We start from the raw sequence: 22921 nt of genomic DNA on the forward strand, positions 1-22921 counted from the left end.
TTCGCACGGGGTCCACGAAAAAGGGGGAGGCCGCGCGAGCGACCTCCCCTCCTCGTTGCGCGTGCGATCGATCAGAGCGCGATCACGCCGCCGTCGTTCTTGGTGATCGCGACCACCGCCGAGCGCGGCCGCGTGCCGGCCGGGGCGGCGCCGTTCTGATTGGCAGGCCAGTTGGAGGTCGGCGCGGCAGGAGTGCCGTCCTCGCCGGGATGCTGGATGCCGACGAACAGCGTGCGGCCGTCCGGCGTGCTGTCGACGCCGGTGATCTCGCACTCGACCGGGCCGATCAGGAAGCGCTTCACCGTCGCGTCCGTCGCCGGCTTGCCGACGCGAGTCGCCTGGGTTGCGGTCGCGCCGTTCGCACCCGTGTTGGTGATGGTTCGCGCACCGCCGTCGCCGACGCGGCCGGGCATCGCGGCGAGCATCTGGTTGTTGGTGACGTCGGTGTAGGCGCCGTCGTCGGTCTGGATCCACAGCACCGGGTTCACCAGGCCCGCCGGGTTCGTCGGTCGCGAGAACCAGATCCCGTCCGGGCTCGAGAAGTCATTGCCGGCGGTGAGGCCCGAGACGTTGATGTTGTTCGGATCGAGGTCCGAACCCGCACCGAACAGATAGATGTCCCAGGTAAAGCCCGCTGCGGCCGGATCGTCCCCATTTTCGCGGATGCGGATGATATGGCCGTTGGGATTGCCGCGCTGGGCCGAAGTGCCCTTCGGATCGTTGTAGTGGCGCGGGTTGGCGGCGTTCGTTCCGTTCAGCGGGCGCACCGTCGCATTGTTGTTGGTGAGGGTGAGATAGACCTCGCCGTTCACCATGTTGGTCGCGGTCCATTCCGGACGGTCCATGCCCGTCGCACCCACGGCGTCCGCGGCGAGGCGGGCGTTGACGAGGATGTCGGCCTGATCGGCGAAGACATATTCCGGATCCGCGCCGGCGGCCGGACGGTTCGGAACCTGCCCGAACGTCAGCGGGAGCCACTGGCCGGTGCCGTCGGCGTTGAACCGCGCGACGTGGAGCGTGCCCTGGTCGAGATATTTGTCGCCCATGGCGAGGCGGTTGGCCGAAGTCGCGTCCGCCGCGTCCCAGCTCGCGTTCGACACATATTTGTAGAAATATTCGCCGCGCGAATCGTCGCCCATATAGACGGCGAGCTTTTTGCCGGCTTCCGCACGGCTCAGCCAGGCACCTTCATGCCCCATGCGGCCGAGCGCGGTGCGCTTCCGCGGCGCCGCATTCTTGTCATAGGGATCATGTTCGACGACCCAGCCATATTGGAAGGGTTCGTTGCGGAAGTCGCTGGTGGGCGTTCCGGCCGTGGCGCGCGCATCCCACTTGCGGAAGATGGTGCTGCTGGCGTCCGCCGGCGTCACCGTCGACCACAGATAGTTGCCGCTGCTGCTGGTCACGCCATAGCGGCGCAGCGACGTCAGTTCCTTGGCGCTGCGCAGCGCATCGTCGCCGCTGCGACGGAAATAGCCCGCCCAATTCTCTTCGCACGTCAGGTTCGTGCCCCAGGGGGTGTGGCCGTTGGCGCAGTTGTTGATCGTGCCGCGGCCGGCGACACCGGTCGGCGAATAGGCAGTGACCACCCAGCTGGTGCCGCGCACCGGACCGTGCAGCACGGTAGGCGTGTTCGGCGTGATGCGGCGGTTGAATGCGCTGTCCTGCACATAAGCCCAGGCGCCGTTCGTCCGGCGATATTCGGTGACGCTGACGCCGTGCGCCTCGATCTCCTTGATCGCCTCGGCTTCCGGGCGGACGCCGCCGGGCGCGGTCGGGCCGGCGGGGTGGAGATACTGGACGTTGAGGTTCTCGTGGTTCTGCACCAGCAGCCCGCGCGTCGAGCTGTTGTCGTCACGCGTGCCCGAGCTGCTCAGGCCGTACCAGTAGAGCGCGTCGCCATGATCGCCGATGCGGTTGGCATAATCGGTATCGGAGCCGTCGTTCCTGAACGCCGGCACGCCCGCAGCCAGCGGATCGCCCAGCGCGGTCATCACGGTCACCGTATAGCCTTCAGGCACGGTGACGATGTCATTGCGGTTCTTGGGGACTGCGGTGAAGCCGAGCACCGCCGGGCTGACCGTGACGGTCGTGGTCGCGCTCGTCGTCTGCGCGTTTTCATCAGCGGCAGTGAAGCGGAAGGTGAGGGTGGTCGGCTCGGCCACGCTGGGCGCCAGGAAGGTCGTGGTGTTGGCGTTCGGGCTGCTGAGCGTCACGGTCGGGCCGCCGGTCTGCGCCCAGGCCACCGCGCCGACCGTCCCGTTGTCGGATGCCGTGCCGGTGAGCGTCACCATCCGTCCCGCCGTCGTCGCGCCGCTCGATCCTGCGGTCACGGTCGGCGGTGCATCGGAGCTCGTGGTGGCTTCGTCGCAGGCGGTCAGCACTGTGCCGCCGAACACCGCGACCGCCGCGGCCGAGGCGCCGCTGCGCAGCGTCTGACGGCGCGAGAGGCGCTGGTCGACCAGCGAGTTCAGCGAGATGGCGCCGGTGTTGTTGGTGTCGATGTCGCCGTCGGTATAGCCGAGGCTCAGGTCGGTCTGGTCGGTCATCGCGGATACCCCCAAAGCCCGAGTCGCAACGGGCGACTCGGTTCGAGAGCGAGCTGTGGCGATCCTGCTTTACGCGGTGATGGACGGCTGATGGCGAAGCGGTGACACATGTGCGTCAGCTTTGTGTCTGCGCCCCGCTGAAGCTATGCGGAGCCCCCCGCACTGGAGTATCGGCGGCGCCGATGGACTTGCCCAAGCCCGATCCTGTCGATCCGCCGCCCGCGCGCGCCAGCAGCTTGGCCGATCGGATAGGTGCGGCCTGGCGCGGCGGCTTGCCGGCTGTGTCGGCGCGCCTGGCGCGTCCCATGCCGCCGCGCGTCGCCTCGCGCGCGGAATGGATTGGGGCCGGAATGCTCGCATTGCTGCTCGCGGCCGGTCCCCTTGCCACGCTGCTGCTCGCGAACCGCCTGACCGCTCGCGCCGAGGCAGCCACGGCGGTGCTCCGCGAACGTGTCGCGCCGCGCCGGGCGGCCGAGGCGGCCCGGCTGGCCGCGCGGGCCGAATTGGCGGCGATGCTCGCCCGCCCCGGCCCGAGCGCCACGATCGAAGCGCTTGCCCGCGCCTTGCCCGAGGATGCGGTGCTCCGCCGGGTCGCGCGCGGGGGGGATGGTGCACTCGCCGTCGAAGTGTTCGCGCCCGATCCGGATCGGCTGCGTGCTGCGCTGCGCCGCGCGCCGGAGCTTGCCGGTCTGCGGGAGACCGGCCAGGCCGGCGACGAATCCGGGTTGCGCGTCCGTTTCGAGGAACGCGGCGAATGATGCGCCTGCCTCCGCTCGCGATCGGCGGTCTCGCGGGGCTTGTTCTCGCGCTGCTGCTCGCCCCAGCGACCGGGGCCGCTCTCGGGAGGCTCGCCGAGGCGCGTGCCGAGCGCGCGCGGCTGGCATTGCTTGCCGATGCGCCTGCGGCCGTCGCGCCGCCGCTCGTCGCGCCTGCCTCGGCGATCGAGGCGCCCGATGCGATGGCGGCGCGCAGGCAGCTCGCCCGTCGCATCCGTGCGGCGGCGGGGCAGGGGGGCCTGCTGGTCGAGGAGCTTTCCCTCGCCCGGGCGCCGGTGGGGCTCGTCGCGGTGAAGCTGCGGCTCTCCGGCCCGGAAAAATCAGTGCTAGCGCTGGCGGATGCGCTGGAACGCGGGTCGCCGCTCGTTCGCCTGCGCGGTTGGGCGCTCGCGCCGCTCCCCGAAGGCGGCATCCGGCTGGAAGGCGAGGCAGTGGCGGCATGGCGCTGATCTCGCGTCCGCTGCGGGCGGCGCTGGTCGCCGCCGCCCTCGCGGCCGTCGCACAGCCGCTGCTGTTGCTGCGAGCGCCCGCGCCAGTGCCGGCGGAACCGGCGCCCGCACCTGGGCCGCTTGCAGTGCCGAAGGCTCCGCCGCCACTCGACGCGGCCTATGCACGCCCGCTCTTCGGAGCGGCTTCCGGCGAAATCGCGCTTCCCGCCGATGCGCCGCGACTCACCGGCATCGTCGGTCGGATCGGGCGCGATGCCGTCGCCTTTGCCGAAACCGCGCAGGGCGAAAGCCGCACGCTGGCGCTTGGCGAGAGCATCGATGGCTGGCGGCTCGAATCGCTCGCGATCGACGCGGCCTATTTCTCGCGCGGTACCGCCCGGGTGCGCGTGCCGCTGCCCGCCGGCGAGGATCAGTAGATCCCGTCGATCTCCACTGTCAGCCGGGGCGTCGGCGGCTTGAGCAACAGACTCTCGCGCTCGATGCTCTCCAGTTCGTCGGCACGCAGCCGGTTGTAGCGGTCCTGTGCCACCGCCGCCGCGTCGGCGCCGTCGCGCAGGATGGTGGGGCGGATGAAGATGAACAGGGTCCGTTTCAACCGCCGTTCCGATCGCGACTTGAACAGCTCGCCCAGGATCGGAATGTCACCCAGCACCGGCACTTGCCGGCGCGAGTCGGTATAGTCGTCGGAAATCAGACCGCCGAGGACATAGGTGCTGCCGTTGTCGGCAAGGACGGTGTTGATTACCGAGCGCTGGTTGGTGATGATATCCGCCGCGCCCTGCACCTGGATCGGCGCGATCGACGAGGCTTCGACGCTCACCTCGAGCCGGATCGTATCGCCGGCGTTGATCCGCGGCAGGACGCGCAGCGTGAGGCCCACGTTCTTGCGCTCGATCGACGTATAGGGCGCGACGTCGGTGTTGCCGGTGAGGATCGATCCGGTGACGAACGGAACCTCCTGCGCCACCACGATCTCGGCGGGCGTGTTGTCCACCGCCATCGTCTGCGGCGCCGACAGCAGGTTCGCACGCTCCGACACGCCGATCGCGCGCAGCAGGACCGAGAAATCGTCGCCGAACGCGATATTGCCCGTGAGTCCCTCGCCAAGCAGCTGACCCGCCGGCACGCCGAGCGCCGTCAGGATCGTTCCCAGCGACGGCCCCGGATTGCCGAACGAGGTGCCGATGCCTTCCACCTGGTCGAGCACCGCGCCGCTGGTGCCGATCTGCATCGCCAGCGTTTCGGCGTCGTCGCCCTGGATCTCGGCGATGATTGCTTCGATCAGCACCTGCGGGCGGCGCACGTCGAGTTCGGTGATCAGTGCCTCGATCGATGCGACTGCGGTGGGCGTGCCGCGCACCACCACGGCGTTGATGTCCGGCGCGGGCTGCACCGTGACCTCGGGCGTCGAAAAGCCCTGTGCCGGCTGGCCCTCGTTGCCGCCGCTCGTCAGCGGCGTGCGTTCGGTCTGCCCGCCCGCTACCGCTGCGGCGGCAGTGGCGGCATTGCCGGAGGTCAGCTCGCTCAGCGCCCGGGTGGGCGAGGGGCGCAGGCTCTGGCTGCTGCGGCTCGAGAGGCTGCGCGCCACCGGATTGGTTGCTTCCGCCTCGATCCCCAAAACGCCCTGCAGCACGGCGGTCACCGATTCAGCGTCGGCGTAGTTCAGGCGGAACACGCGAGTCATCGCGGTCGTGCCGCCCGGCGTGTCGAGCGCCGCGGCGATCCGGCGGGCCTCCGCGACGGCGGAGGGCGTGCCCCGCACGATCACCGTGTTCGAACGCGCGTCGGCGGCGATGCGCGTGGCGCCCACGGTCGCCGGGTCTGCGGCGAGCACGCCCTGGAGCGCCTGCGCCACTTCGGCGGCATTGCCATATTGCAGATTGATCGTGGCGAAAGTCGATCCGCTGCCGCCGTCCAGCGACCGAGCGATCGCTTCGATGCGGCGGACATTGTCGGCATAGTCGGTGACGACGATCGCATTGGGGCTGGTCAGCGGCTCGACGCTGCCGAAATTCGCGACCAGCGGCCGTACGACGCGCGCGACTTCGCCCGACGGGACGTTCGCCAGCCGGATCATCCGCGTGGTCAGTTCCTGCCCGGAAACGCCGCGGCCCGGCACGCCGCCGTCGCGCACCGCATTCGCCTGCGGAACGATGCGCCACGCCCGCCCCGAACGGACCGCGGCGAAACCATTGGCGCGCAGCACCGAAAGGAACAGCTCCCACACGCCCGAAGGCGTGAGCGGCGTGGCCGAAGTCACTGTCACCTTGCCCTGCACTGCCGGGTCGAGGATCAGCGTGCGGCCGGTGATCCGCGAGATCTGGTCCGCGACGTCGGTGATCTCGACGCCGCGCATATTGACGACCACGTCGGCGGGCGGCCCGGCCGGCGCGTCCTGCACCGGCGGCGGAACGGTCTGGGCCAGCAGCGGGATCGGCTGCAGCGCGGTCGCGCCGAGCGCAAGCGTGGCGACGATGGATCGGAGCGAAGTCACGGGGCGGTCTTCCTAGCGGAGCGGGACGGTCAGCAGCACGCGCTGCCCGTCGCGAACGAGAGTGATCTGGGCGGAGCCGTTCGCCTGCGCGGCCTGGAGCGCGGCGGCGGCGGCCGTGGGGTCGCTGAGCGGCGTGCCGTTCACTGCCTGCAGCACATCCCCCTGCCGCAGCCCGGGCGGGCCGTTCTCGCCGATGCGCAGCCCTCCCTCGACAGGTGACGCATCGAGCCGCTGGAGCAGCGATCCGGCGTTCTGCGCGGAAAGGGGAGGCGCGGCGGCAGCGGCAGCGGCGGGTGCGGCGGGCGCTGCCGACGGTGCGGCCGCCTGTTGCTGCTGTGCGGCGGCGCGCTGTTCGGGCGTCAGGGAGGAATCGGGAAACGCGAGATGCTCGATCTGGCCGCCGTTGCTCAGCACCACGCGATCGCGCAGGATGCCCTGGATCGTCGCGCCGTTTACCGTGTCGCCGATCCGGAACGGCGCTGCCTCCGCGCCCTCGACCGAAATGAAGGCAGTGGAAAGCGTCGCCGGCTGCGCGGCGAAAACGCCCTTCAATTCCAGCGGCAGCGATGTCGGCTGCGTGGCTTCGCTCACGCTTGCCTTGCCGAACGGTGCCAGCGCCAGCGCCGGGGAGATGTCCTGCCGCACCGCAGGGCCGCTGCGGCCGCTCGGGACGGTGATCGCGCCGGTTCCGGCATGACCCGCGATCCGCCAGGTCAGCCCCGCCAACGCCCAGGCGATCGAGATCACCACGCCTGCCGTCAGCAGGTCGAGCGCGGTGCGGATCTGCCGCGGCGAAAGCGAATACCCCCCGGTCATCGCGGCCTCCCGTCTACGAAGCCGTCAAGCGTTGCAAGCGCCGACTGTTCGCCGCTTGGGAACACCTCGATGCGCACGCGTGCGATTTCGGGATCGTCGGTCGAGCTGCGGTCCACGGCGACCCGCCAGTCATAGCCCAGCATCGCCACCTCATCGGCTCCGGGCGCTGCGCCGCCGCCCGCCAGCGACAGCTCGGCAAGCCGATTCTCGGCGACCCACATCGCGGCGGCGCGGCGCTCCATCGCCCGCGTCGAATCGATGTGCGATTCGACCGTGCCGATCAGCCCCACCGTCGCGATCGCCAGCACCGCGAGCGCCACCAGCGCCTCGATCAGGGAGAAGCCCTGTGCATCGCCCTGCTTCATGCCTCCGGCTCCAGCCCCGGAATCGCCGTCGCGGTCATGCCGTCATAGGCGACGACCCAGCGCTGCCCGCCGCTTTCGATCGTAGCGGTCAGCGGACGTCCGCCGCCCTCGGTGCCGAGCAGGATCGGCGGCGTTGCGCTCAGCGTCATCACCATCCCGCCCGGGAGGCGGTGAAAGTCGAGCTGGCGCGAAATCGGTTCTGACAGCCCCTGCGGCGTATAGGCCGTGAAGCCATAGCCGTCTTCCTCGACCGTGAACGCGACCATCCGATCGCCCAGCATCGCATCGTCGGCGGCCGCCTGCAGCCGCGTCGCGAGCTGCCGCGCCTCGGCTTCCACGCTGGGCGCGCGCGTCACGCTGCCGATGCCGAGCGAGACTGCGCCGGCACCCACCGCGATGATCGCCAGCACGACGAGCATCTCGACGAGCGTCAGCCCCGCCTCGTGGGGGCGGGCGCGGAAATCGCGCATGTGGCGATGGCGGTCGGCCATGGTTCGCTCGAACATCCCCCCGGCGGACGGCACGGCGCCCGACTCGTTGCTTTCTACCAGAAGGCGCGGTCCGCCGTCGATCCGCCTGCGGTCAGCGCCGCGCCTCGATATCGGCGTTCAGCGCTTCGCCGCCCGGCTGCCCATTGGCTCCCAGCGACTTCAGCTCGATGCTGCCGCCGTTGTTCGCATAGACATAGGGATTGCCCCACGGGTCGATCGGCTGGCCCTGGTCGTTGGTCTGGAGACCGGTCAGATAGCCGCCCTGCGCCCAGTTGGCGGGCACCGGCGGCACCGACGGCCGCTCGACCAGCGCCTTCAACCCCTGCTGAGTCGAGGGATAGTCGCCATTGTCGAGGCGGTACATCGTCAGCGCCTGCGAGATAGTGGCGAGGTTCGAGGTGGCGGTGGTCACGCGTGCCTGGTCGGGCCGGCCGATCACGTTCGGCACGATCAGCGCGGCGACCAGTGCGATGATCACCAGCACCACCATCATCTCGACGAGCGTGAGCCCGGCCTCGCTCTGCGAAGCCGCACGACGCTTGCGTGCCCGCGCCGCTGATGCCACGCTGTCACGGAACTGTTTCATTCTTATGCGCATCGGCTCCCCATGCGTTCGATCCATGAAAGCAATGTGACAAGCGATTCGGCCAGACGCCAGCCGCCCGTTGCGCCCGAGGCTCCGGGCGGCGGTATCGGCACCCTGGCGGGTGGCGGGTTCGTGGCGCTTGCGCCCGACGGGCCGGCGACTCTGCTGGTGCCGACCGAATCGGTGCTGTTGCTCGCCGTCGATCTGCCGCTCGCCACGCGCGCCAAGCGGCTCGAGGCGCTGCCCTTCGCAATCGAGGACCGGATCGCCGAGCCGATCGAATCGGTGCATCTCGCGCTCGGCGCGGAGATCGGCGAGAAGCGCTATCTCGTCGGTGTCGTCCGCCACGATCGCATGGCGGCCTGGATCGACGCGGCCGAGGCGGCGGGCATGGGCCGTGCCGCGATGGTGCCCGATGCGCTTGCCCTGCCGGTGCCGCCGCCCGGCTGTTGGTCGGTCGATCTCGACGGCAGCCGCGCCGTGGTGCGGGCGAGCGACGGCACGGGCTTTGCCTGCGCCGCGTCGATGCTCCCTGCCGCGTGGGCATCGGCGGGCCGTCCGCCCGCGATCGCCTGGGGTGCGCCGCTGCCGCCCGAGATGCGCGCAGAGACCGAGCGCGGCGACGCGGCTCCGCTTGCCGAGCGTCTCGCCGCGCCCGCGCTCGATCTGCGTCAGGGCGTCTATGCCCGCCGCCGAGGCCCCAGCGGCGGCGTGTGGCGGCGACTCGGCTGGATCGCCGTGCTCGGCGCCACAGCGCACGGCCTCATCGCCGCCGCCGACACGCTGATGCTGCGTGCGATCGCCGAGCGCCGCGCGGACGAGACGCGCGAGCTGGTAGCGCTCGCCGCGCCCGGAATCGCGCTCGGCGACGATATGGTCGCCACCGTCACCAATCTGCTGCCGCCGCCGGGCAGCGGCGCTCCACAGACCTTCCTGCCGCTGATGTCGCGCGTTTCGGGCGCGCTGGCGCCGCTCGCCGGCAACCTCTCGACTCGCGCCATCGCGTTCGACGCGAACACGCTGACTCTGGACCTGGCCGCGGCCGAACCGGGCCTCGCCGCGCGGATCGGCGCCGCGTTGCGCGCCGCGCAGGTGCAGGCGACCGTCGCCGAATCGCCTGATGGCACGATCCGCGTTACGGCGGCGGCGGCATGATCGTCGTGATTCGCGAACGCCTTCCGGCCCTCGACGCCGCGCTCACCCGCTTCGACGGCTGGTGGAGCGGCCTGTCGCAGCGCGAGCGGCTGTTGCTCTCGGTCATGGCCGTGCTGCTGTTTCTCGCGGTCGCGGTGTTCGGCGTCGTGAAGCCGCTCCAGGCCGCCCGCGCGCAGGCGCTGGCCGATATCCGCACCTATGAGACGCTCAACGCGCGCATCCGTGCGGCAGGCGGCACGCTCGGCGCGACGGCGGCCCCGCAGCGCAACGGACCCCCGCTTCAGATCGTCACCGATTCGGCACCGTCGTTCGGCCTCGCGGTCACTGCCACGCCGACTGCCGAGGGGGTTCGCGCCGAGATCGCCGACGGCAGCTACGATTCGATCCTCGCCTGGACGGCGGATCTCGCCGCCACCAGCCCGCTCGTGCTGCGTCGCGCCAGCTTCGCGCCCGGCCCCGCGTCGGGCCGTGTCCGGGCGACGCTGGAGTTCGGCCAGTGAACGAGGCTCTGGTGCTGACCGATGCCGCTGCCGAGCCGCGCACGCTTCCCTATGGCTATGCCCGTCGCCATGGCGTGCTGCTCCGCCCCGGCGCGCAGGGTATCGAGTGCCTGCACCGCTCCGCCGTAGCACTCGACGCGCTGCTCGAGGTCCAGCGCATCGCCCCGGGGGTGCGCTTCGTCGCAGTGTCGGACGAAGCCTTTGATGCCGCGCTCGGCGGTGCCTATGGCGACAGCGCGGGCGCCGCTGCCGATTTCGACATCGGCGACATGGATCTCGCCACGCTGGCCGATTCGGCCGCCGCGGTCGACGATCTGCTCGACACGCGCGACGATGCGCCGGTGATCCGCCTGATCAACGCGCTGCTGCTCGAGGCGATCAAGGAAGGCGCGTCGGACGTCCATATCGAAACGCAGGAAAAGCGCCTTGTCGTCCGCTTCCGGATCGATGGCGTGCTGCGCGACATGATCGAGCCGCCGCGCGCGCTCGCGCCGCTGCTCGTCAGCCGCATCAAGGTGATGGCGAAGCTCGACATCGCCGAAAAGCGCGTGCCGCAGGACGGCCGCGTCACGCTGCGCATCGGCGGCCACGATGTCGACGCGCGCGTCTCGACCATCCCGACCCAGCATGGCGAGCGAGTCGTGCTCCGCCTGCTCGAGCGCGGCAGCATGAAGCTCGAACTCGGCGGCCTCGGGATGAGCGAGCGCGATCGTGCGGTGTTCTCGCGCCTGCTCGAGCGGCCGCACGGCATCCTGCTCGTCACCGGCCCCACCGGATCGGGCAAGACGACCACGCTCTACACCGCGCTCACGCGGCTCAACGACCGCAAGCGCAATGTGATGACGGTCGAGGATCCGATCGAATATGAACTCGCCGGCATCGCCCAGACCCAGGTCAATCCGCGCACCGACATGACCTTCGCACGTGGGCTGCGCGCGATTCTGCGCCAGGATCCCGATGTCATCATGGTCGGCGAGATCCGCGATCACGAAACCGCGCAGGTCGCCGTCCGTTCGGCGATGACCGGCCATTTCGTGCTCTCGACGCTGCACACCAACACTGCCGTGGGATCGGTCACTCGGCTGATCGACATGGGGGTCGAGCGCTATCTGCTCGCGCCGATGGTCGTCGGCCTCGCCGCGCAGCGCCTCGTCCGCCGCCTATGTCCCGAATGCCGCCGCGCCGATGTCGCGAGCGAGGCCGATGCGCTGCTCCTCGGCGGAGGCTTGCGCGCCGGCGATCCGGTCTGGCGCGCGCAGGGCTGCGACCAGTGCCACGGCGATGGCTATCGCGGCCGCGCCGGCCTCTACGAAGTCATCGCCGTCGACGATGTCTTCCAGGGCATGATCCACGACGGCGCGAGCGAAGCCGAGCTCGAACGCCACGCCCGTGGGGACAATCCCAGCCTGCTCGACGATGGCGTCGCGAAGGTGCGCGACGGGATCACCACGGTCGAGGAAGTGGCACGCGTCGTTCGCGACGAGAGCTGAACCGCCAGACGTTCCGAATGCCGAACGCGGCGCCGGAAGTACCGCCGCCGGGACATTCGCGCGCCCTTCTGCCGCGCTTAATGGCGGATTAGTCAGACAAGTTGGGCCTGTGCTGAGGTGCGCTAAACTCATGAAGGAGCATCAAAAATCTGTGAGCTCTGCCACTGTAAATGAAGAATCCGTTTGAAACTCAGACAAATACCTGCATTCTCTGGACCGCGCCGCGAGAGCGCCAGCAACTGGAGAGGATATGAACGCTCATCAACGGAGCGCGCAGGTGCGCGCCTGGCCGCTGCTGTCGGCCGCACTTCTGCTTGCGTCCTGCGGCGGCAATGGTGGCGGGAGCGGGACCGTCGTGACCCCTGCGCCGACGCCGACGCCGACGCCGACCGCATCGCCCACGCCCGCAGGTCCAGAGGCCGGTACGATCGTCTCCATCAGCGACGCCGCAGCGCTCGAAATCCGCAGCGCGGGAAGCAACGCCTTGCTGACGATCGAAGGCGCCAGCCAGACGGCGGGCGCGCGGATCGCTCGGACCGACAGCGGAAGCGGTACGGCAGCCGTCCGCTGGCATGCGCTGCCCATGGGGAACAACCGCTACAACATCGAAAGCCTGCTGACTCATCAGGTCATGGGGATCGAAGCCGCCTCGACTGCCGAGGGGGCACTCGCCGTTCAATGGGCGGACAACGGCACCGACGACCATCTCTGGTCCTTCTATCGGCTATCCAACGGCAATTATCTGATCCGCAACGTCAACAGCGGATTATATCTCCAAGTCGGCGCTGGCGGCGCGATCACGCAGGGCGCGCGAGCGACGAGCGGCCAGGAATGGGCGATCACGGTCACCGGCGACCGTGCCTATCCCGAGCCGGCAGTGCTCGCCGGAGCGGGCATCGACGTTCACGATCCGGATCTCCTTCAGGACGCGAGCGGAACCATCTGGCTCTATGGCACGCATAACACGCTGGCGCGTTCGACCGACGGCGCCCTGTTCCTCGCGGAAACCCGACCGATCATCTCGCCCGATTTCAGCTGGTGGGCGAGCAAGAACACCACTTGGCAGGGCCGTACCGACATCTGGGCGCCGTCGATCCTGCACGCGAACGGCACCTATTATCTCTATTACTCGATCCCGATCTACAACACGCCCTCGCAGGCGGGAACCAACAACGGCGCACAGGCACTGATCGCCTTGGCGACGAGCACCAGCCCGAACGGCCCCTGGACCGATGCGGGCACGATCATCGAATCCTGCGGCAACATGCCGGGCTGCACCACTACCTTCAATGCGATCGATCCGGCACCGTTCATTGGTGCCGACGGCCGTTGGTGGATGGCGTTCGGCTCGTGGGAAGACGGGATCCATGTCCTCGAACTCGATCCGGCGACCGGGCTGCGGCTGCAATCGAACAGTGCGCTTCCGGTGATCGCCTTTCGCGGCGCGGGCCAGGAGGGGCCCTTCGTCCTGCCGCGCGTGGTGAACGGCCAGCAATGGTATTATTATTTCGGCTCGAACAATCCCTGCTGCTCGGCGAGCAGCACCTATCGGGTGGTGGTCGGACGATCGGCGAGTCCGACGGGACCGTTCCTCGATCGGGGCGGACTCGATCTGCGCGACGGCGGCGGCACGATCCTCCTGGGCACCCACGGCTATGTCGTCGGACCGGGCGGGCAGAGCGTGCGCGAGATCGGTGGGCAGCTCAAGCTGGTGTATCATTTCTACGATAGCCGCGCGAACGGCGCTCCCAAGCTCGGACTCAACACCATCGCGTTCGATGCCGAGGGCTGGCCGTACCTTCAGTAGCAGGCTGCGGTTCCGGGCCCGCGGCTTGAACGGCGCGGGCCACTCTTCGCTGTCCTAGGCTTCGCGCTTGTGCTTATGCATAGCTCGCGTGCGCAACCGTTTCTCGTCTGATGGCCGCCGAGCGCGGAGCTGGCGGCAAGCGGGGGCGCCGAGCCTTCAGGAACTAGCGCCGAGCCGAGACGCCGATGCCCGCCTATGCCTATCGCGCCGCTGACCGCACGGGTGCCTCGAAAAAGGGGCTGATCGAGGCTTCGTCGCCCGCCGCGGCGCGGGCGATGCTGCGCGATCAGTCATTGCTGCCGCTGTCGGTCGAATCGGCGGGCGAGCGGCGCAATCTCGGTGCCACCAGTATCCGTCTGCCGCGAATCGGCGGCCGGAGCGTCTCGTCCAAGCAGCTCGCGACGCTCACGCGCCAGATCGCTACGCTGGTCGGCTCGGACATTCCGGTCGAGGAGTCGCTCCGCCTCGTCGCCGTCCAGTCCGAATCGCAGAGCGTGAGTGCGCTGCTGCTCGGAGTGCGCGGCGCGATCCTCGACGGGCGCAGCTTCGCCGCGGCGCTGGCTCAGCATCCCAAGGCGTTTCCCGAATTCTACCGCGCCTCGGTCGCCGCGGGCGAGGCATCGGGCAAGCTTTCGAGCGTGCTCGAGCATCTCGCCGCCTTCGTCGAAACGCGTCAGGCGAACAGTCAGAAGCTGGGCCTTGCTTTGCTCTATCCGGCGCTGCTTGCGCTGGTCTCGCTCGGCATGGTCGTGCTGCTGATGATCTATGTCGTGCCCGATATCGTGCGCGTGTTCGTCTCGCGCGGTGCCGATCTGCCGTTCCTCACCCGGGCGCTGATCGCAGTGAGCTGGTTTCTCCAGAGCTTCGGCCTGTATCTGCTGATCGGGGCGGGCGCCGCGTTCCTGCTGTTCGGCCGCTGGTCGCGCGTGCCTGCGAACCGGCTGCGGCTGCACCGCTGGTTCGCCGTCCGCTCGCCGCTCAAGCGGTTCAGCCGTCAGCTCAATGCGGCACGCTTCGCGGGCAGCCTCGCCACCCTCGTCGGCAGCGCGGTCCCGCTGGTCGAGGCGCTGCACGCCGCCGCGGCCGTCACCCCCAATCTTCACGTCCGCGAAAAGGCGATGGGCGTCGCCCAGCGCGTGCGCGAGGGCGTCAGCCTGCGGGCGGCGATGCAGGAAGCGGGCGTGTTCCCGACGATGCTCGTCGCGATCGTCGCCTCGGGCGAATCGAGCGGCAAGCTGGCTCCCGCGCTCGCCCGCGCCTCGGGCGAGCTCGAACGCGAGCTCGACGCGCTGGTGGCGACGCTCGTCTCGCTGGTCGAGCCATTGGTGCTACTGGTGATGGGCGGGCTGGTGCTCACCATGGTGCTCGCGATCCTGCTGCCTATCATCAATCTGAACGAGCTGGTCACGCTGTGATTTGCTTCGATCCCTGCCTCGGCGGGCGAAGCATCGAAGCGCCGTCACATCTGTCCCTGCACGCGCATTCCGCCCGGCACGCCGAGGAACGGCAGCACTCTCGCTCCGTCCTGCGTCACGCCGACGTCGATCGTGCCGTCCTCGGTCAGCGTCGCTTCGACCAGCGTCTGGCGGCGCTGCGCGGCCGGCGTCAGGCGGATACGGGTTTCGTCGCCGATATGCTGTGCGGTCAGCAGCAGTGCCGGCACGGGAGTCGCCGCGCCGCCGCCGCGCGGAGTGCAGCTGCCGGGATCGGTCACGATCGTGCCCTGCAGCATCTGCTCGCCGCCGCCCGCCACGATCCGGTCCATGTCCACCTGCATCGTGAAGTCGCAGCTGAACGGCAGATTGGGCTGGAGCGCCTGCAACAGCGTCGCATCGGCCGATCCGCTCACCGTGTCGAGCGTGACGCCGGAAAAGCCGATCAGCAAGCGGCCGCCCAGGTCGGTATCGTTGCCGGCCGCGGTCCAGTCGGCGGCGAAGCCCAGACTGGTGAGCGAGCGGAGCGGCGCCCAGTTCCACGAAAGGATGCTGCCGCCGGCGATCCCAACTTCGCCGTTCCACACGGTTCCCGCGATGCCGGTGCGCCACGGCCGGTTCTTCAGGAACACGCTGGCCGGCATGGTGAAGACCATCGCCAGTGCATATGCGGCTATGCCGATTGCGGCGAAAACGATAAGACGCCGCCGTGCGACGAACCCTGTATCCTGAGGCGGCGATGAATCGGCGGAGCCTGCTGAAGTCCCTGCAAACCGGAGTGGTGGCAGCAACGGCATGCTATGCGTTCCCTTCGTTCGCATCGGTGGGCCGCCGCGGTGATCCTGCCACCGGGCTGCTCCTTCCGCTCACCGGCGAGCGGGCGCGGCTGGGCAATAGCATGCGTCAGGCGGCCTTGCTCGCCGAAAGTGGCGAGTTCCTCAAGATCCACGATACGGGCGATACGGCGGCCGGTGCGGCCGCTGCCGCCACTGCGGCGCTGCGCGAGGGTGCGGCGCTGCTGCTGGGGCCGCTGCTCGCCGAGCAGGTGCCGGCGGTCGGCAGTACCGCGGCGGGCCGCGTGCCCGTCATCGCCTTCAGCAACGATGCCGTGCTGCGCCAACCGGGCACCTATATCTTCGGCATCACCGCGGGCCAGGTTACGAGCGCTATCCTGCGCTATGCCCGCAGCCGCGGCGTCCGCTCGGTAGCGGTGATCGACGATCGCAGCCCCTGGTCCGCCGCCGCCGCGCTCGCGGCAGGACGGACGGAGACCGAGCTCGGCCTGCGCGTCCGCATCCTCGAAGTCGTTCCCGGCCAGCCGCTCCCCGATCCGGGCGAGGCGCCCGATGCGGTGCTGCTTCCGGGGAGCGGTGAGGCGGTACTGGCGGCGGCGCGGACGCTGAAGGACAGCGGCATCCAGCTGCTCGGCACCCTGCAGGCGCTCGACCATCGGCCCGCGGCGCTAGACGTGCTCGACGGCGCCTGGCTGGCAAGCCCGAGCCCGGACGAGTTCGGCCGCTTCGCCGCCGAGTTCGAAGCGCGCAACGGTGGCGGCGCAGGCGCGATCACTGCGCTCGCCTATGACGCCGCCTCGATTGCCAAGACGCTGCGCGAGGCGGAAAAGCTGGGGACGCAGGGCCTGCTCGAAAGTCCGGGCTTCCGCTGCGTCACCGGTCCGGTGCGTTTCCGAACCGACGGCAGCGTCGCGCGCGACTTCGCGATCCTCGTCGCCTCGCCCTCGGGCTATCAGGCCGTGGCGGTGAGCTCCGGATCGTGACTCGGGCGCCGTCCGGAGCGGCGGGCGAGCACGGCTTCACGCTTCTCGAACTGATGATCTCGCTGGCGCTGTTCGCACTGATCGCAGTCGCGGGGCTGGCGCTGGTGCAGAGCATCATGGGGGTGCAGGGACGCACCGAGGCGCGGCTCGACCGAGTCCAGCAGCTCCAGCGCAGCATGTATGTTCTCACCAGCGACTTCGATCAGATCGCTCGTGGCCGGCTTTCGGGGGAAGGGGCGGGCATCTCGTTCACACGTGCCGCGCCGGGCCTCGGCGGTCCGCCGGTGCCGATGCGCTACGATGCCTCGGGCGGCGCGCTGGTGCGCAGCATCGGGCCGGTGCCGCAACTTCTTCTGCCGGGAGTGACGGCGGCGCGATGGCGCTTCTGGAATGGCGAGTGGGTCGATCGCTGGCCGGCCGACGATACCCAGCCGGATGCATGGCCGCGCGCGGTCGAAGTCGAGATGCAGGTCGCGACGCCGGGCGGGCCGGGCGGCGTGCTCCGCCGTGTCATCGTCCTGCCCGAACGGCCCGAGGAGCCTGCGGCATGAAGCGTCGGCCCGAGCCCGACGAGGCGGGCATGATCCTCGTCAACGTGCTCATGTTCGTTGCGATCGCCAGCGCCATGGTGCTGCTGATGATCAATCGCGAGGCGCTCGCGCTCGATGGAGCGGTGCGGATGCGCGAGGCGTCGCGGGCGCTCGCAATCGCCCGGGGGGGCGAGCTTTCCGTGCTGGTCGCGCTCCGCCGCGACGCGGAGGAGGCGCCCGACAGCGATCATCGCGGCGAGGCCTGGGCCAACCTGGGCGAGCGCGGTGTCGCGATCGAGGGCGGCAGCTTCGACCTTGCCGTTTCGGACGCGCAGGGCCGCTTCAACATCAATCTGGTGCGCTCGGGCGATGCGGCCCCGCTGATCCTCTTCCAGACGATTGCCCAGGAGGCGGGCGCAAGCCGCGAGCAGATCCTGAAGCTGGTCGAGCTGGTGCGGCTCACCGGCCCTGTGACCGACATTCGCCCGCTGCGCGCCGCCGGCCTCGATGCCGAGCTCGCCGCGCGGCTCGAGCGGCTGGTGACGGCGCTGCCCGGCCGCACGTCGATCAATCTCAACGCGGCCGATCAGGAAATGCTGCGCATTCTCTTTCGCGACGCGGTCGTGGCGGAGCGGCTCGCAGCGGTGCGCGACCGGCAGGGCTATCTCACGCCGGAGGATCTCGCGGAGCAGAATGTCACCATGCCGTTCGGCACGGGGTTTCGCTCCGAAACCTTCTGGGTGCGGACCCGCGCCACGATCGGCGACACCAGCCAGGAAATCGCCACGCTCGTCCAGCGGCGAAGGAGCGATGGGGTCGCGGAGGCGATGCCGGTCGAGCGGTGGCGCGGCGCGGCGGTCCCGCCCGGTGCGCCGCCGCTCGCGCAAGCCGATTGAAGCGCGGCCAAGGCGCGCATCGGCACCGTTTCGCCTCAAGCGCAGAAATTTGGTCGGGGAGAGAGGATTCGAACCTCCGGCCCCTGCCTCCCGAAGGCAGTGCTCTACCAGGCTGAGCTACTCCCCGACCGTACTGGCCGAGGCCAGCGGACGACAGAGGCGGCTCTATACGGAGGGCTTTCGGGGAGTTCAAGCGGCGTTTCGCATCCCGCATCATGAAGTGCGCGCGTCCAGCATTCGTTCGATCGTCGTGAACTTCTCGCGTGGGGCGCCCGCGCGCGCGGCGGCGATCTCGGCGGTGTCGATCTTCTGCCAGTCGCGGAAGGTGACGAGGTCGACCCCGCGTTCGGCGAGCAGCGAATCGAGGCCCGGGCGGCCCGGCTTGCCGCTGTCGCCCGGCATGTCCGCGGCGATCTTCTCGGCGATCGCGAAGCCGTCTGGCCGGTTGGTGCCGATCGTGCCGGTCGGGCCGCGCCGCGCCCAGCCGACGGCATAGAGACCGGGCAATACGCGCCCTTCGTCATTGGCGAAGCGGCCGGCGCGATCGTCATAGGGGACGCCCTCGATCGGCGGCGTGCGATAGCCGATGCAGCTCACGACGAGCGATGCGGGGATCGCATAGGTTTCGCCGGTGCCCTGCGCCCGGCCGCTGGCATCGAGCCGCGTGCGCTCGACGAGCACGCGCTCGGCGCGATCTTCGCCTTCGATCGCAACCGGCTGGGCGAAGAAATCGAAGACGATGCGGATCGGCTTGCTTGCGTCTGCGCCTCCGGCCGCGAATGCGCGCAGATGACCGACGGACTTGCGCTGGCCCGGATCGAGTGCTGCGTCGGCGTCCGGCGGCGGCAGATCGGCCGAGTCGACGATCGGCGCGGCGCGGGCGAGCTCGCCCAGTTCGCCGAGCTCCTTGGGAGTCATCGCGATCTGATGCGGACCGCGGCGGCCGAGGATGGTGATCGTCTCGATCCCGGAGCCGCGGAGCTCGGCGAGCGCATGGGCAACGATATCGGCTCCCTCGAACTCGCTTTCATCCTTGGCAAGGATGCGCGCGACATCGAGCGCGACATTGCCGTTGCCGATCACGACTGCCCCTGGGCCATCGAGCGGCGGGGCGAGATCGGCGAAATCCGGATGGCCGTTGTACCAGCCGACGAACGCCGCCGATCCGACCACGCCGGGCAGGGCGGCTCCCGGAACGTCGAGCGGACGGTCGTTGGGGGCGCCGGTCGCCAGCACTACCGCGTCGTAGAGGCCGCGCAGTTCCTCGACGCTCACGTCGGCGCCGATCGTGACGTTGCCGACGAAGCGGACGCTGTCGGTGAGGGCGACCTTCTCATAGCGTCGCGAAACGCCCTTGATCGACTGGTGATCGGGCGCGACGCCGGAGCGGATCAGGCCGAAGGGGACGGGCAGGCGATCGAGGATATCGACCCGGCACTCCTCGCCGAATTGCTTCTGACAGGCCTCGGCGGTGTAATAGCCGGCGGGGCCGGATCCGATCACGGCAATATGGCGCATGGGCTCTTCTCTGGGCAGCGGATGCAGCGTCGATGGACGGCGGCGGGAATGGCGGATTTGCGTCGAAGGTCACACAAAGGTCGCACCTCAACGCGCGTGCGCGCCCCCGCGCGCAGGCGAGGATCGCAATGTGCGACCCGATGCGCAGCCCGTCCGGGTGGCGAAAGCGAGGTGCGGGGGGCGAAGTGCGCCATGCGCAGGAGCTTGGCAGATTCGCGGCGTGTAGGACAGGGGCGGCGCGCCGCGGCGGAGTCCGCCGTCAGCAGGCGCCATCGCCGCGATCCTGGCGCCTTCCGCGCCGGTCGTGCGGCGCCCGGCAGCTCGACAAGGCGGTTGTCGCGCCCGGAGATGAGCGACTAAGCCGGGAAAACACTGAGGGGAGAGCATGGCGATGGACGCTTCGGGCTTCGGCTGGATTCAGGACGGCGGCGCGTCTCGCCGCGGCGCGGGCGATTGGGCATGAGCGGACGGCCGCCCCTGCGCTCGCTGCTGTTCATTCCGGGCGACAGCGAGAAGAAGCTGGCGAAGGTCGACGGCTGCGGCGCCGACGCCGTGATCCTCGACCTTGAGGATGCGGTCGCACCGGCCAACAAGCCCGCCGCGCGGCGGCTGGTCGCCGAATTCCTCGCGGCGCGGCCGCGCGAAGGGCGCTCGCTCCGGATCTGGGTGCGGGTCAATCCGTTCGATACCGGGCTGACGCTCGAGGATCTGGCGGCGGTCGCGGGCGGCGCGCCCGACGGGATCATGCAGCCGAAGACCGACGGCCCGGCCGACGTCGCGCGGCTTTCGCATTATCTCGACGCGTTCGAGGCGGCGAACGGCACCGCCGCCGGATCGACCGGGATCATCCCGGTGGCGACCGAGACGGCGCGCGCGCCCTTCCACCTCGGCGCGTTCGCCACGGCTGGGCTCGCGCGGCTCGCCGGGCTGACCTGGGGGGCGGAGGATCTGGCCGCGGCGGTGGGCGCGAGCACCAATCGCGGCGCCGACGGCGAATGGGCCTTCACCTACAAGATGGCGCGCTCGCTGTGCCTGCTCGCCGCGCACGCCGCCGGAGTGCCGGCGATCGAGACGCTGCATGGCGATTTTCGCGACGAGGAAGGGCTGCGCGCATCGTGCCGCGCCGCGCGCAGCGAAGGCTTCACCGGGCGGCTCGCGATCCACCCGGCGCAGGTCGCCGCGATCAACGAGAGCTTCCTGCCATCCGAAGCGGAAATCGCCTTTGCGCGGCGGGTGCAGGCGGCGTTTGCCGCCGCTCCGGGGACCGGGACGGTGGGGCTCGACGGCAAGATGCTCGACATTCCGCACCTGAAGGCGGCGCAGCGGGTGCTGGCACAGGCCGAGGCGTTCGGCGTCGGCTGAGCCGCGGCTAGAGCGCGCGGAAGCTGAAGTTGCGGAACCGCGCCGTGCCCTCGCCGGCCGAATAGAGGCCCGGCCGCAGCATCAGGAATCCGCCGCGAACATTGTGGTGGTAGCCCGAGACTTCCATGCCGCGATCGAAGCGGCGCCAGGTCCGGCCGCCGTCCCCGCTGGTGTCATACGTGACGATGTGGCGATCGTTGGTGACTCGCATCCGCATCGCGCGCCCGTGCGGGTTCGCGGGTCGGGCGCGCTCGATGCCATATTGGTGCGTGACGAAGCGCGCGCTGTCGAAGCCCAGCCCGCAATAGAGCCTGTCGTCGTAGAACAGGATCAGCCCGGCGACGCCGCCCGGATCGATTTCGATGTCGCATTCGAAGCAATAGCCGAGATCGCCCGCGACCAGCAGCAGCGGAGACGAACTGCTCGGCGCCGTCCCGCGCGCCGCGAGGTGCAGCGTGTTGTCGGCGATGCCGATGCGACTGCGCTCGTCCGCGGCGGGGCGGAAGAAATTCCATTTGGTACCGAGCGCGAGCGTGGCGAAATCGTCCGACAGCGGCTGGCCGTGCGGAACGGGCACGCCGCCCGCAGGCTTGGCGATCGGCTGCGACAGGTCGCCGCCGGTCATGCGGAACCAGCCGTCGGGGGTCCATTCGACCGGATCGAGCAACGTCTGCCGTCCCAACGTCCAGAAGCCGTTCTCATAGCCGTGATAGACCGACCACCAGCCGCCGTCCGGCCCCTCGACCAGCGTGGCATGGCCGCGCGACCACCAGCGCTCGTCGACGCTGGTGGTGCGGACCAGCGGGTTGTGCGGGCAATGTTCCCACGGGCCGTGCAGCGATCGTGCGCGTGCGGCGATCACCATATGGCCGGTGGGCGGCCCGGCAGTCCCGCCGACGGCGGTGATCAGATAGAAATAGTCGCCGTGGCGCGTGATCTTCGGCCCCTCGGGCGCGAAGCCCTCGACCACCCAGTCGGCCGGATAGCGCCAGGGGTCATAGACATGTTCGACCGGACCGGCGGTGGCCAGGCCGTCGGGGGTGAGCGGCACGCGATCGCCGCCCGACAGGAAGAGCCAGCGCGACCCGTCCTCGGCGACGGCGTGGCCCGGATCGATATGGTCGGGCAGATGCAGGTCGATCGGATCGCTCCACGGGCCGCGAATATCGTCGGCCCAGGCGACATAGCTCGACCGGTAGCTGGCGGTGCGCGCCGGGATGTAGAGGAAATAGCGGCCGTCATGCTTGCAGAGTTCGGGCGCCCAGACCGAACCGATGTCTTTCGTCAGCGCCGCCGTGACCGGTTGCCAGTTCACCAGGTCGCGCGAGTGCCAGATGACCAGGCCGGGATAGGATTCGAAGGTGGAGAAGGTCATGTAATAATCGGCACCGTCCTTCAGGATCGAAGGATCGGGATGGTCGCCCGACATCAGCGGATTGAGGAAGGTGCCGTCGCCGCGATCGGCGACCCGCTGATTATCGAAACCGCGGCGCCACTGCGGCGATTCCGCCAGGCACTCCTCGGGAGCGCGGGCGAAGGCGGGGAAGGGCATGCCGGCGGCGATGGCGGCCAGCAGCGCGTCGCGGCGATGCAGCTTCATGACACCGGTTTCTCGCACGGTTTTCGGGGCACGCCAAGCCACCAAAGGTGCTGCGCCGCAGCACGTTTCGCGCGATGCGATGCTGTCCCGATGCTGAACAGCGGTTAACCATGGATGGGGGTGGCGCGAACCGTAAACGAGCCCTTAACCTTGCCGGCATGCACCACCAGCTTCGCCTCGCCGATCAGCGCCACGGGCATCCGTTCCGTGCGACGCTGCGCACCGCCGCCCTAGAGCGCCGCCGCGCGGCGGAAGACAGCGACGTCAAGTTGTTCGTGCTCAGCTTCACTGCCTTCTTCGTCTGCTTCTACACCTTCATCGCCTGAA

At 69.6% G+C, this 22921-nt stretch carries 22 protein-coding genes and 1 tRNA gene; 13 read left to right on the forward strand and 10 right to left on the reverse strand.

Features of this window, described 5'->3' with window-relative positions:
* Nucleotides 1-71 precede the first annotated feature (71 nt).
* A complete protein-coding gene (locus H7V21_RS15270) occupies nt 72-2549 on the reverse strand; it encodes a PhoX family protein (protein ID WP_188054556.1) in 2478 nt (825 codons plus the stop codon).
* Between the two features lie 350 nt (nt 2550-2899).
* Here H7V21_RS15270 and H7V21_RS15275 point away from each other — a divergent pair, with 350 nt between their 5' ends.
* From H7V21_RS15275 to H7V21_RS15285, 3 genes are read left to right on the forward strand one after another with little or no spacing between them, the layout of a single operon-like run.
* A complete protein-coding gene (locus tag H7V21_RS15275; protein ID WP_262503909.1) occupies nt 2900-3307 on the forward strand; it encodes a hypothetical protein in 408 nt (135 codons plus the stop codon).
* Nucleotides 3304-3774, forward strand: a complete 471-nt coding sequence (locus H7V21_RS15280) for a hypothetical protein (RefSeq protein WP_262503910.1) — start codon at nt 3304-3306, stop codon at nt 3772-3774. The genes H7V21_RS15275 and H7V21_RS15280 overlap by 4 nt, the downstream gene beginning before the upstream one ends.
* Nucleotides 3765-4190 (forward strand): hypothetical protein, encoded by a 426-nt coding sequence (locus H7V21_RS15285; RefSeq protein WP_188054558.1) that lies wholly within the window; start codon nt 3765-3767, stop codon nt 4188-4190. The genes H7V21_RS15280 and H7V21_RS15285 overlap by 10 nt, the downstream gene beginning before the upstream one ends.
* Here the strand turns inward: H7V21_RS15285 and gspD are convergent.
* From gspD to gspG, 5 genes are all read right to left on the reverse strand, one after another.
* A complete protein-coding gene (gene gspD / locus H7V21_RS15290; protein ID WP_188054559.1) occupies nt 4184-6268 on the reverse strand; it encodes a type II secretion system secretin GspD in 2085 nt (694 codons plus the stop codon). The two genes, H7V21_RS15285 and gspD, sit on opposite strands and share 7 nt — an antisense overlap.
* 12 nt (nt 6269-6280) lie before the next feature.
* Nucleotides 6281-7084, reverse strand: coding sequence for a type II secretion system protein N (locus tag H7V21_RS15295; RefSeq protein ID WP_188054560.1), 804 nt, complete (start codon nt 7082-7084; stop codon nt 6281-6283).
* Nucleotides 7081-7449: a type II secretion system minor pseudopilin GspI gene (gene gspI, locus H7V21_RS15300; RefSeq protein WP_188054561.1), complete on the reverse strand. Its 369-nt coding sequence runs from the start codon at nt 7447-7449 to the stop codon at nt 7081-7083. The genes H7V21_RS15295 and gspI overlap by 4 nt, the downstream gene beginning before the upstream one ends.
* A complete protein-coding gene (locus H7V21_RS15305; protein ID WP_262503911.1) occupies nt 7446-7940 on the reverse strand; it encodes a prepilin-type N-terminal cleavage/methylation domain-containing protein in 495 nt (164 codons plus the stop codon). The genes gspI and H7V21_RS15305 overlap by 4 nt, the downstream gene beginning before the upstream one ends.
* Before the next feature lie 91 nt (nt 7941-8031).
* Nucleotides 8032-8526, reverse strand: a complete 495-nt coding sequence (gspG, locus tag H7V21_RS15310) for a type II secretion system major pseudopilin GspG (RefSeq protein ID WP_188054562.1) — start codon at nt 8524-8526, stop codon at nt 8032-8034.
* A gap of 45 nt (nt 8527-8571) precedes the next feature.
* Here gspG and gspL point away from each other — a divergent pair, with 45 nt between their 5' ends.
* The 5 genes from gspL (at nt 8572) to H7V21_RS15335 (ending at nt 14893) form a co-directional block, all read left to right on the forward strand.
* A complete protein-coding gene (gene gspL, locus H7V21_RS15315; RefSeq protein WP_262503912.1) occupies nt 8572-9681 on the forward strand; it encodes a type II secretion system protein GspL in 1110 nt (369 codons plus the stop codon).
* Nucleotides 9678-10181 carry a type II secretion system protein GspM gene (gspM, locus tag H7V21_RS15320; RefSeq protein ID WP_188054564.1) on the forward strand — a complete coding sequence of 168 codons (504 nt, stop codon included), beginning with the start codon at nt 9678-9680 and terminating at the stop codon, nt 10179-10181. Before gspL ends, gspM begins: the two co-directional genes overlap by 4 nt.
* Nucleotides 10178-11671 (forward strand): GspE/PulE family protein, encoded by a 1494-nt coding sequence (locus H7V21_RS15325; RefSeq protein WP_188054565.1) that lies wholly within the window; start codon nt 10178-10180, stop codon nt 11669-11671. Before gspM ends, H7V21_RS15325 begins: the two co-directional genes overlap by 4 nt.
* Before the next feature lie 250 nt (nt 11672-11921).
* Entirely contained in the window at nt 11922-13478 is a 1557-nt protein-coding gene (locus H7V21_RS15330) for a family 43 glycosylhydrolase (RefSeq protein ID WP_188054566.1), read from the forward strand.
* Nucleotides 13479-13663: 185 nt separating this feature from the next.
* The gene (locus H7V21_RS15335; protein ID WP_188054567.1) at nt 13664-14893 is read left to right on the forward strand and encodes a type II secretion system F family protein; all 1230 of its coding nucleotides are present in this window, start codon (nt 13664-13666) and stop codon (nt 14891-14893) included.
* A gap of 44 nt (nt 14894-14937) precedes the next feature.
* Here the strand turns inward: H7V21_RS15335 and H7V21_RS15340 are convergent, their stop codons facing one another.
* Nucleotides 14938-15567: a hypothetical protein gene (locus H7V21_RS15340; RefSeq protein ID WP_188054568.1), complete on the reverse strand. Its 630-nt coding sequence runs from the start codon at nt 15565-15567 to the stop codon at nt 14938-14940.
* 125 nt (nt 15568-15692) lie between these two features.
* On the opposite strand from H7V21_RS15340, the gene H7V21_RS15345 reads away from it, so the two are divergent.
* From H7V21_RS15345 to H7V21_RS15355, 3 genes are read left to right on the forward strand one after another with little or no spacing between them, the layout of a single operon-like run.
* Nucleotides 15693-16688 carry an ABC transporter substrate-binding protein gene (locus H7V21_RS15345; protein WP_262503913.1) on the forward strand — a complete coding sequence of 332 codons (996 nt, stop codon included), beginning with the start codon at nt 15693-15695 and terminating at the stop codon, nt 16686-16688.
* Complete coding sequence (locus tag H7V21_RS15350) at nt 16685-17239, forward strand: type II secretion system protein GspJ (RefSeq protein WP_262503914.1); 555 nt, start codon at nt 16685-16687, stop codon at nt 17237-17239. The genes H7V21_RS15345 and H7V21_RS15350 overlap by 4 nt, the downstream gene beginning before the upstream one ends.
* Nucleotides 17236-18114 carry a general secretion pathway protein GspK gene (locus H7V21_RS15355; protein WP_188054569.1) on the forward strand — a complete coding sequence of 293 codons (879 nt, stop codon included), beginning with the start codon at nt 17236-17238 and terminating at the stop codon, nt 18112-18114. Before H7V21_RS15350 ends, H7V21_RS15355 begins: the two co-directional genes overlap by 4 nt.
* 50 nt (nt 18115-18164) lie before the next feature.
* Here the strand turns inward: H7V21_RS15355 and H7V21_RS15360 are convergent.
* Both H7V21_RS15360 and H7V21_RS15365 read right to left on the reverse strand, forming a co-directional pair.
* Nucleotides 18165-18241: transfer RNA gene (locus H7V21_RS15360), tRNA-Pro, on the reverse strand.
* An 86-nt stretch (nt 18242-18327) separates the two neighbouring features.
* A complete protein-coding gene (locus tag H7V21_RS15365; protein WP_188054570.1) occupies nt 18328-19632 on the reverse strand; it encodes an FAD-dependent oxidoreductase in 1305 nt (434 codons plus the stop codon).
* A 459-nt stretch (nt 19633-20091) separates the two neighbouring features.
* Here H7V21_RS15365 and H7V21_RS15370 point away from each other — a divergent pair, with 459 nt between their 5' ends.
* Complete coding sequence (locus tag H7V21_RS15370; RefSeq protein ID WP_188054571.1) at nt 20092-20994, forward strand: HpcH/HpaI aldolase/citrate lyase family protein; 903 nt, start codon at nt 20092-20094, stop codon at nt 20992-20994.
* Nucleotides 20995-21001: 7 nt separating this feature from the next.
* On the opposite strand, the gene H7V21_RS15375 is transcribed toward H7V21_RS15370, so the two are convergent.
* On the reverse strand, nt 21002-22594 hold the full coding sequence (locus H7V21_RS15375) for a family 43 glycosylhydrolase (RefSeq protein ID WP_188054572.1): 1593 nt from the start codon (nt 22592-22594) through the stop codon (nt 21002-21004).
* A gap of 158 nt (nt 22595-22752) precedes the next feature.
* On the opposite strand from H7V21_RS15375, the gene H7V21_RS15380 reads away from it, so the two are divergent.
* A complete protein-coding gene (locus tag H7V21_RS15380) occupies nt 22753-22920 on the forward strand; it encodes a hypothetical protein (RefSeq protein ID WP_188054573.1) in 168 nt (55 codons plus the stop codon).
* Nucleotide 22921: the final 1 nt, after the last annotated feature.

Origin of the sequence: Sphingosinithalassobacter sp. CS137 (assembly GCF_014334115.1) — a bacterium.
Lineage (GTDB): Bacteria > Pseudomonadota > Alphaproteobacteria > Sphingomonadales > Sphingomonadaceae > Sphingomonas.

Bases quoted from the DNA above. Each gene is read 5' to 3' on its own strand.
- H7V21_RS15375 (WP_188054572.1), bottom strand. From the start codon at position 22,594: ATGAAGCTGCATCGCCGCGACGCGCTGCTGGCCGCCATCGCCGCCGGC.
- H7V21_RS15295 (WP_188054560.1), bottom strand. From the start codon at position 7,084: ATGACCGGGGGGTATTCGCTTTCGCCGCGGCAGATCCGCACCGCGCTC.
- H7V21_RS15380 (WP_188054573.1), top strand. From the start codon at position 22,753: ATGCACCACCAGCTTCGCCTCGCCGATCAGCGCCACGGGCATCCGTTC.
- gspM (WP_188054564.1), top strand. From the start codon at position 9,678: ATGATCGTCGTGATTCGCGAACGCCTTCCGGCCCTCGACGCCGCGCTC.
- H7V21_RS15340 (WP_188054568.1), bottom strand. From the start codon at position 15,567: ATGGTCTTCACCATGCCGGCCAGCGTGTTCCTGAAGAACCGGCCGTGG.
- H7V21_RS15335 (WP_188054567.1), top strand. From the start codon at position 13,664: ATGCCCGCCTATGCCTATCGCGCCGCTGACCGCACGGGTGCCTCGAAA.
- H7V21_RS15355 (WP_188054569.1), top strand. From the start codon at position 17,236: ATGAAGCGTCGGCCCGAGCCCGACGAGGCGGGCATGATCCTCGTCAAC.
- H7V21_RS15370 (WP_188054571.1), top strand. From the start codon at position 20,092: ATGAGCGGACGGCCGCCCCTGCGCTCGCTGCTGTTCATTCCGGGCGAC.
- H7V21_RS15305 (WP_262503911.1), bottom strand. From the start codon at position 7,940: ATGGCCGACCGCCATCGCCACATGCGCGATTTCCGCGCCCGCCCCCAC.
- H7V21_RS15330 (WP_188054566.1), top strand. From the start codon at position 11,922: ATGAACGCTCATCAACGGAGCGCGCAGGTGCGCGCCTGGCCGCTGCTG.
- H7V21_RS15270 (WP_188054556.1), bottom strand. From the start codon at position 2,549: ATGACCGACCAGACCGACCTGAGCCTCGGCTATACCGACGGCGACATC.
- gspG (WP_188054562.1), bottom strand. From the start codon at position 8,526: ATGAAACAGTTCCGTGACAGCGTGGCATCAGCGGCGCGGGCACGCAAG.
- H7V21_RS15365 (WP_188054570.1), bottom strand. From the start codon at position 19,632: ATGCGCCATATTGCCGTGATCGGATCCGGCCCCGCCGGCTATTACACC.
- gspI (WP_188054561.1), bottom strand. From the start codon at position 7,449: ATGAAGCAGGGCGATGCACAGGGCTTCTCCCTGATCGAGGCGCTGGTG.
- H7V21_RS15285 (WP_188054558.1), top strand. From the start codon at position 3,765: ATGGCGCTGATCTCGCGTCCGCTGCGGGCGGCGCTGGTCGCCGCCGCC.
- H7V21_RS15280 (WP_262503910.1), top strand. From the start codon at position 3,304: ATGATGCGCCTGCCTCCGCTCGCGATCGGCGGTCTCGCGGGGCTTGTT.
- H7V21_RS15275 (WP_262503909.1), top strand. From the start codon at position 2,900: ATGCTCGCATTGCTGCTCGCGGCCGGTCCCCTTGCCACGCTGCTGCTC.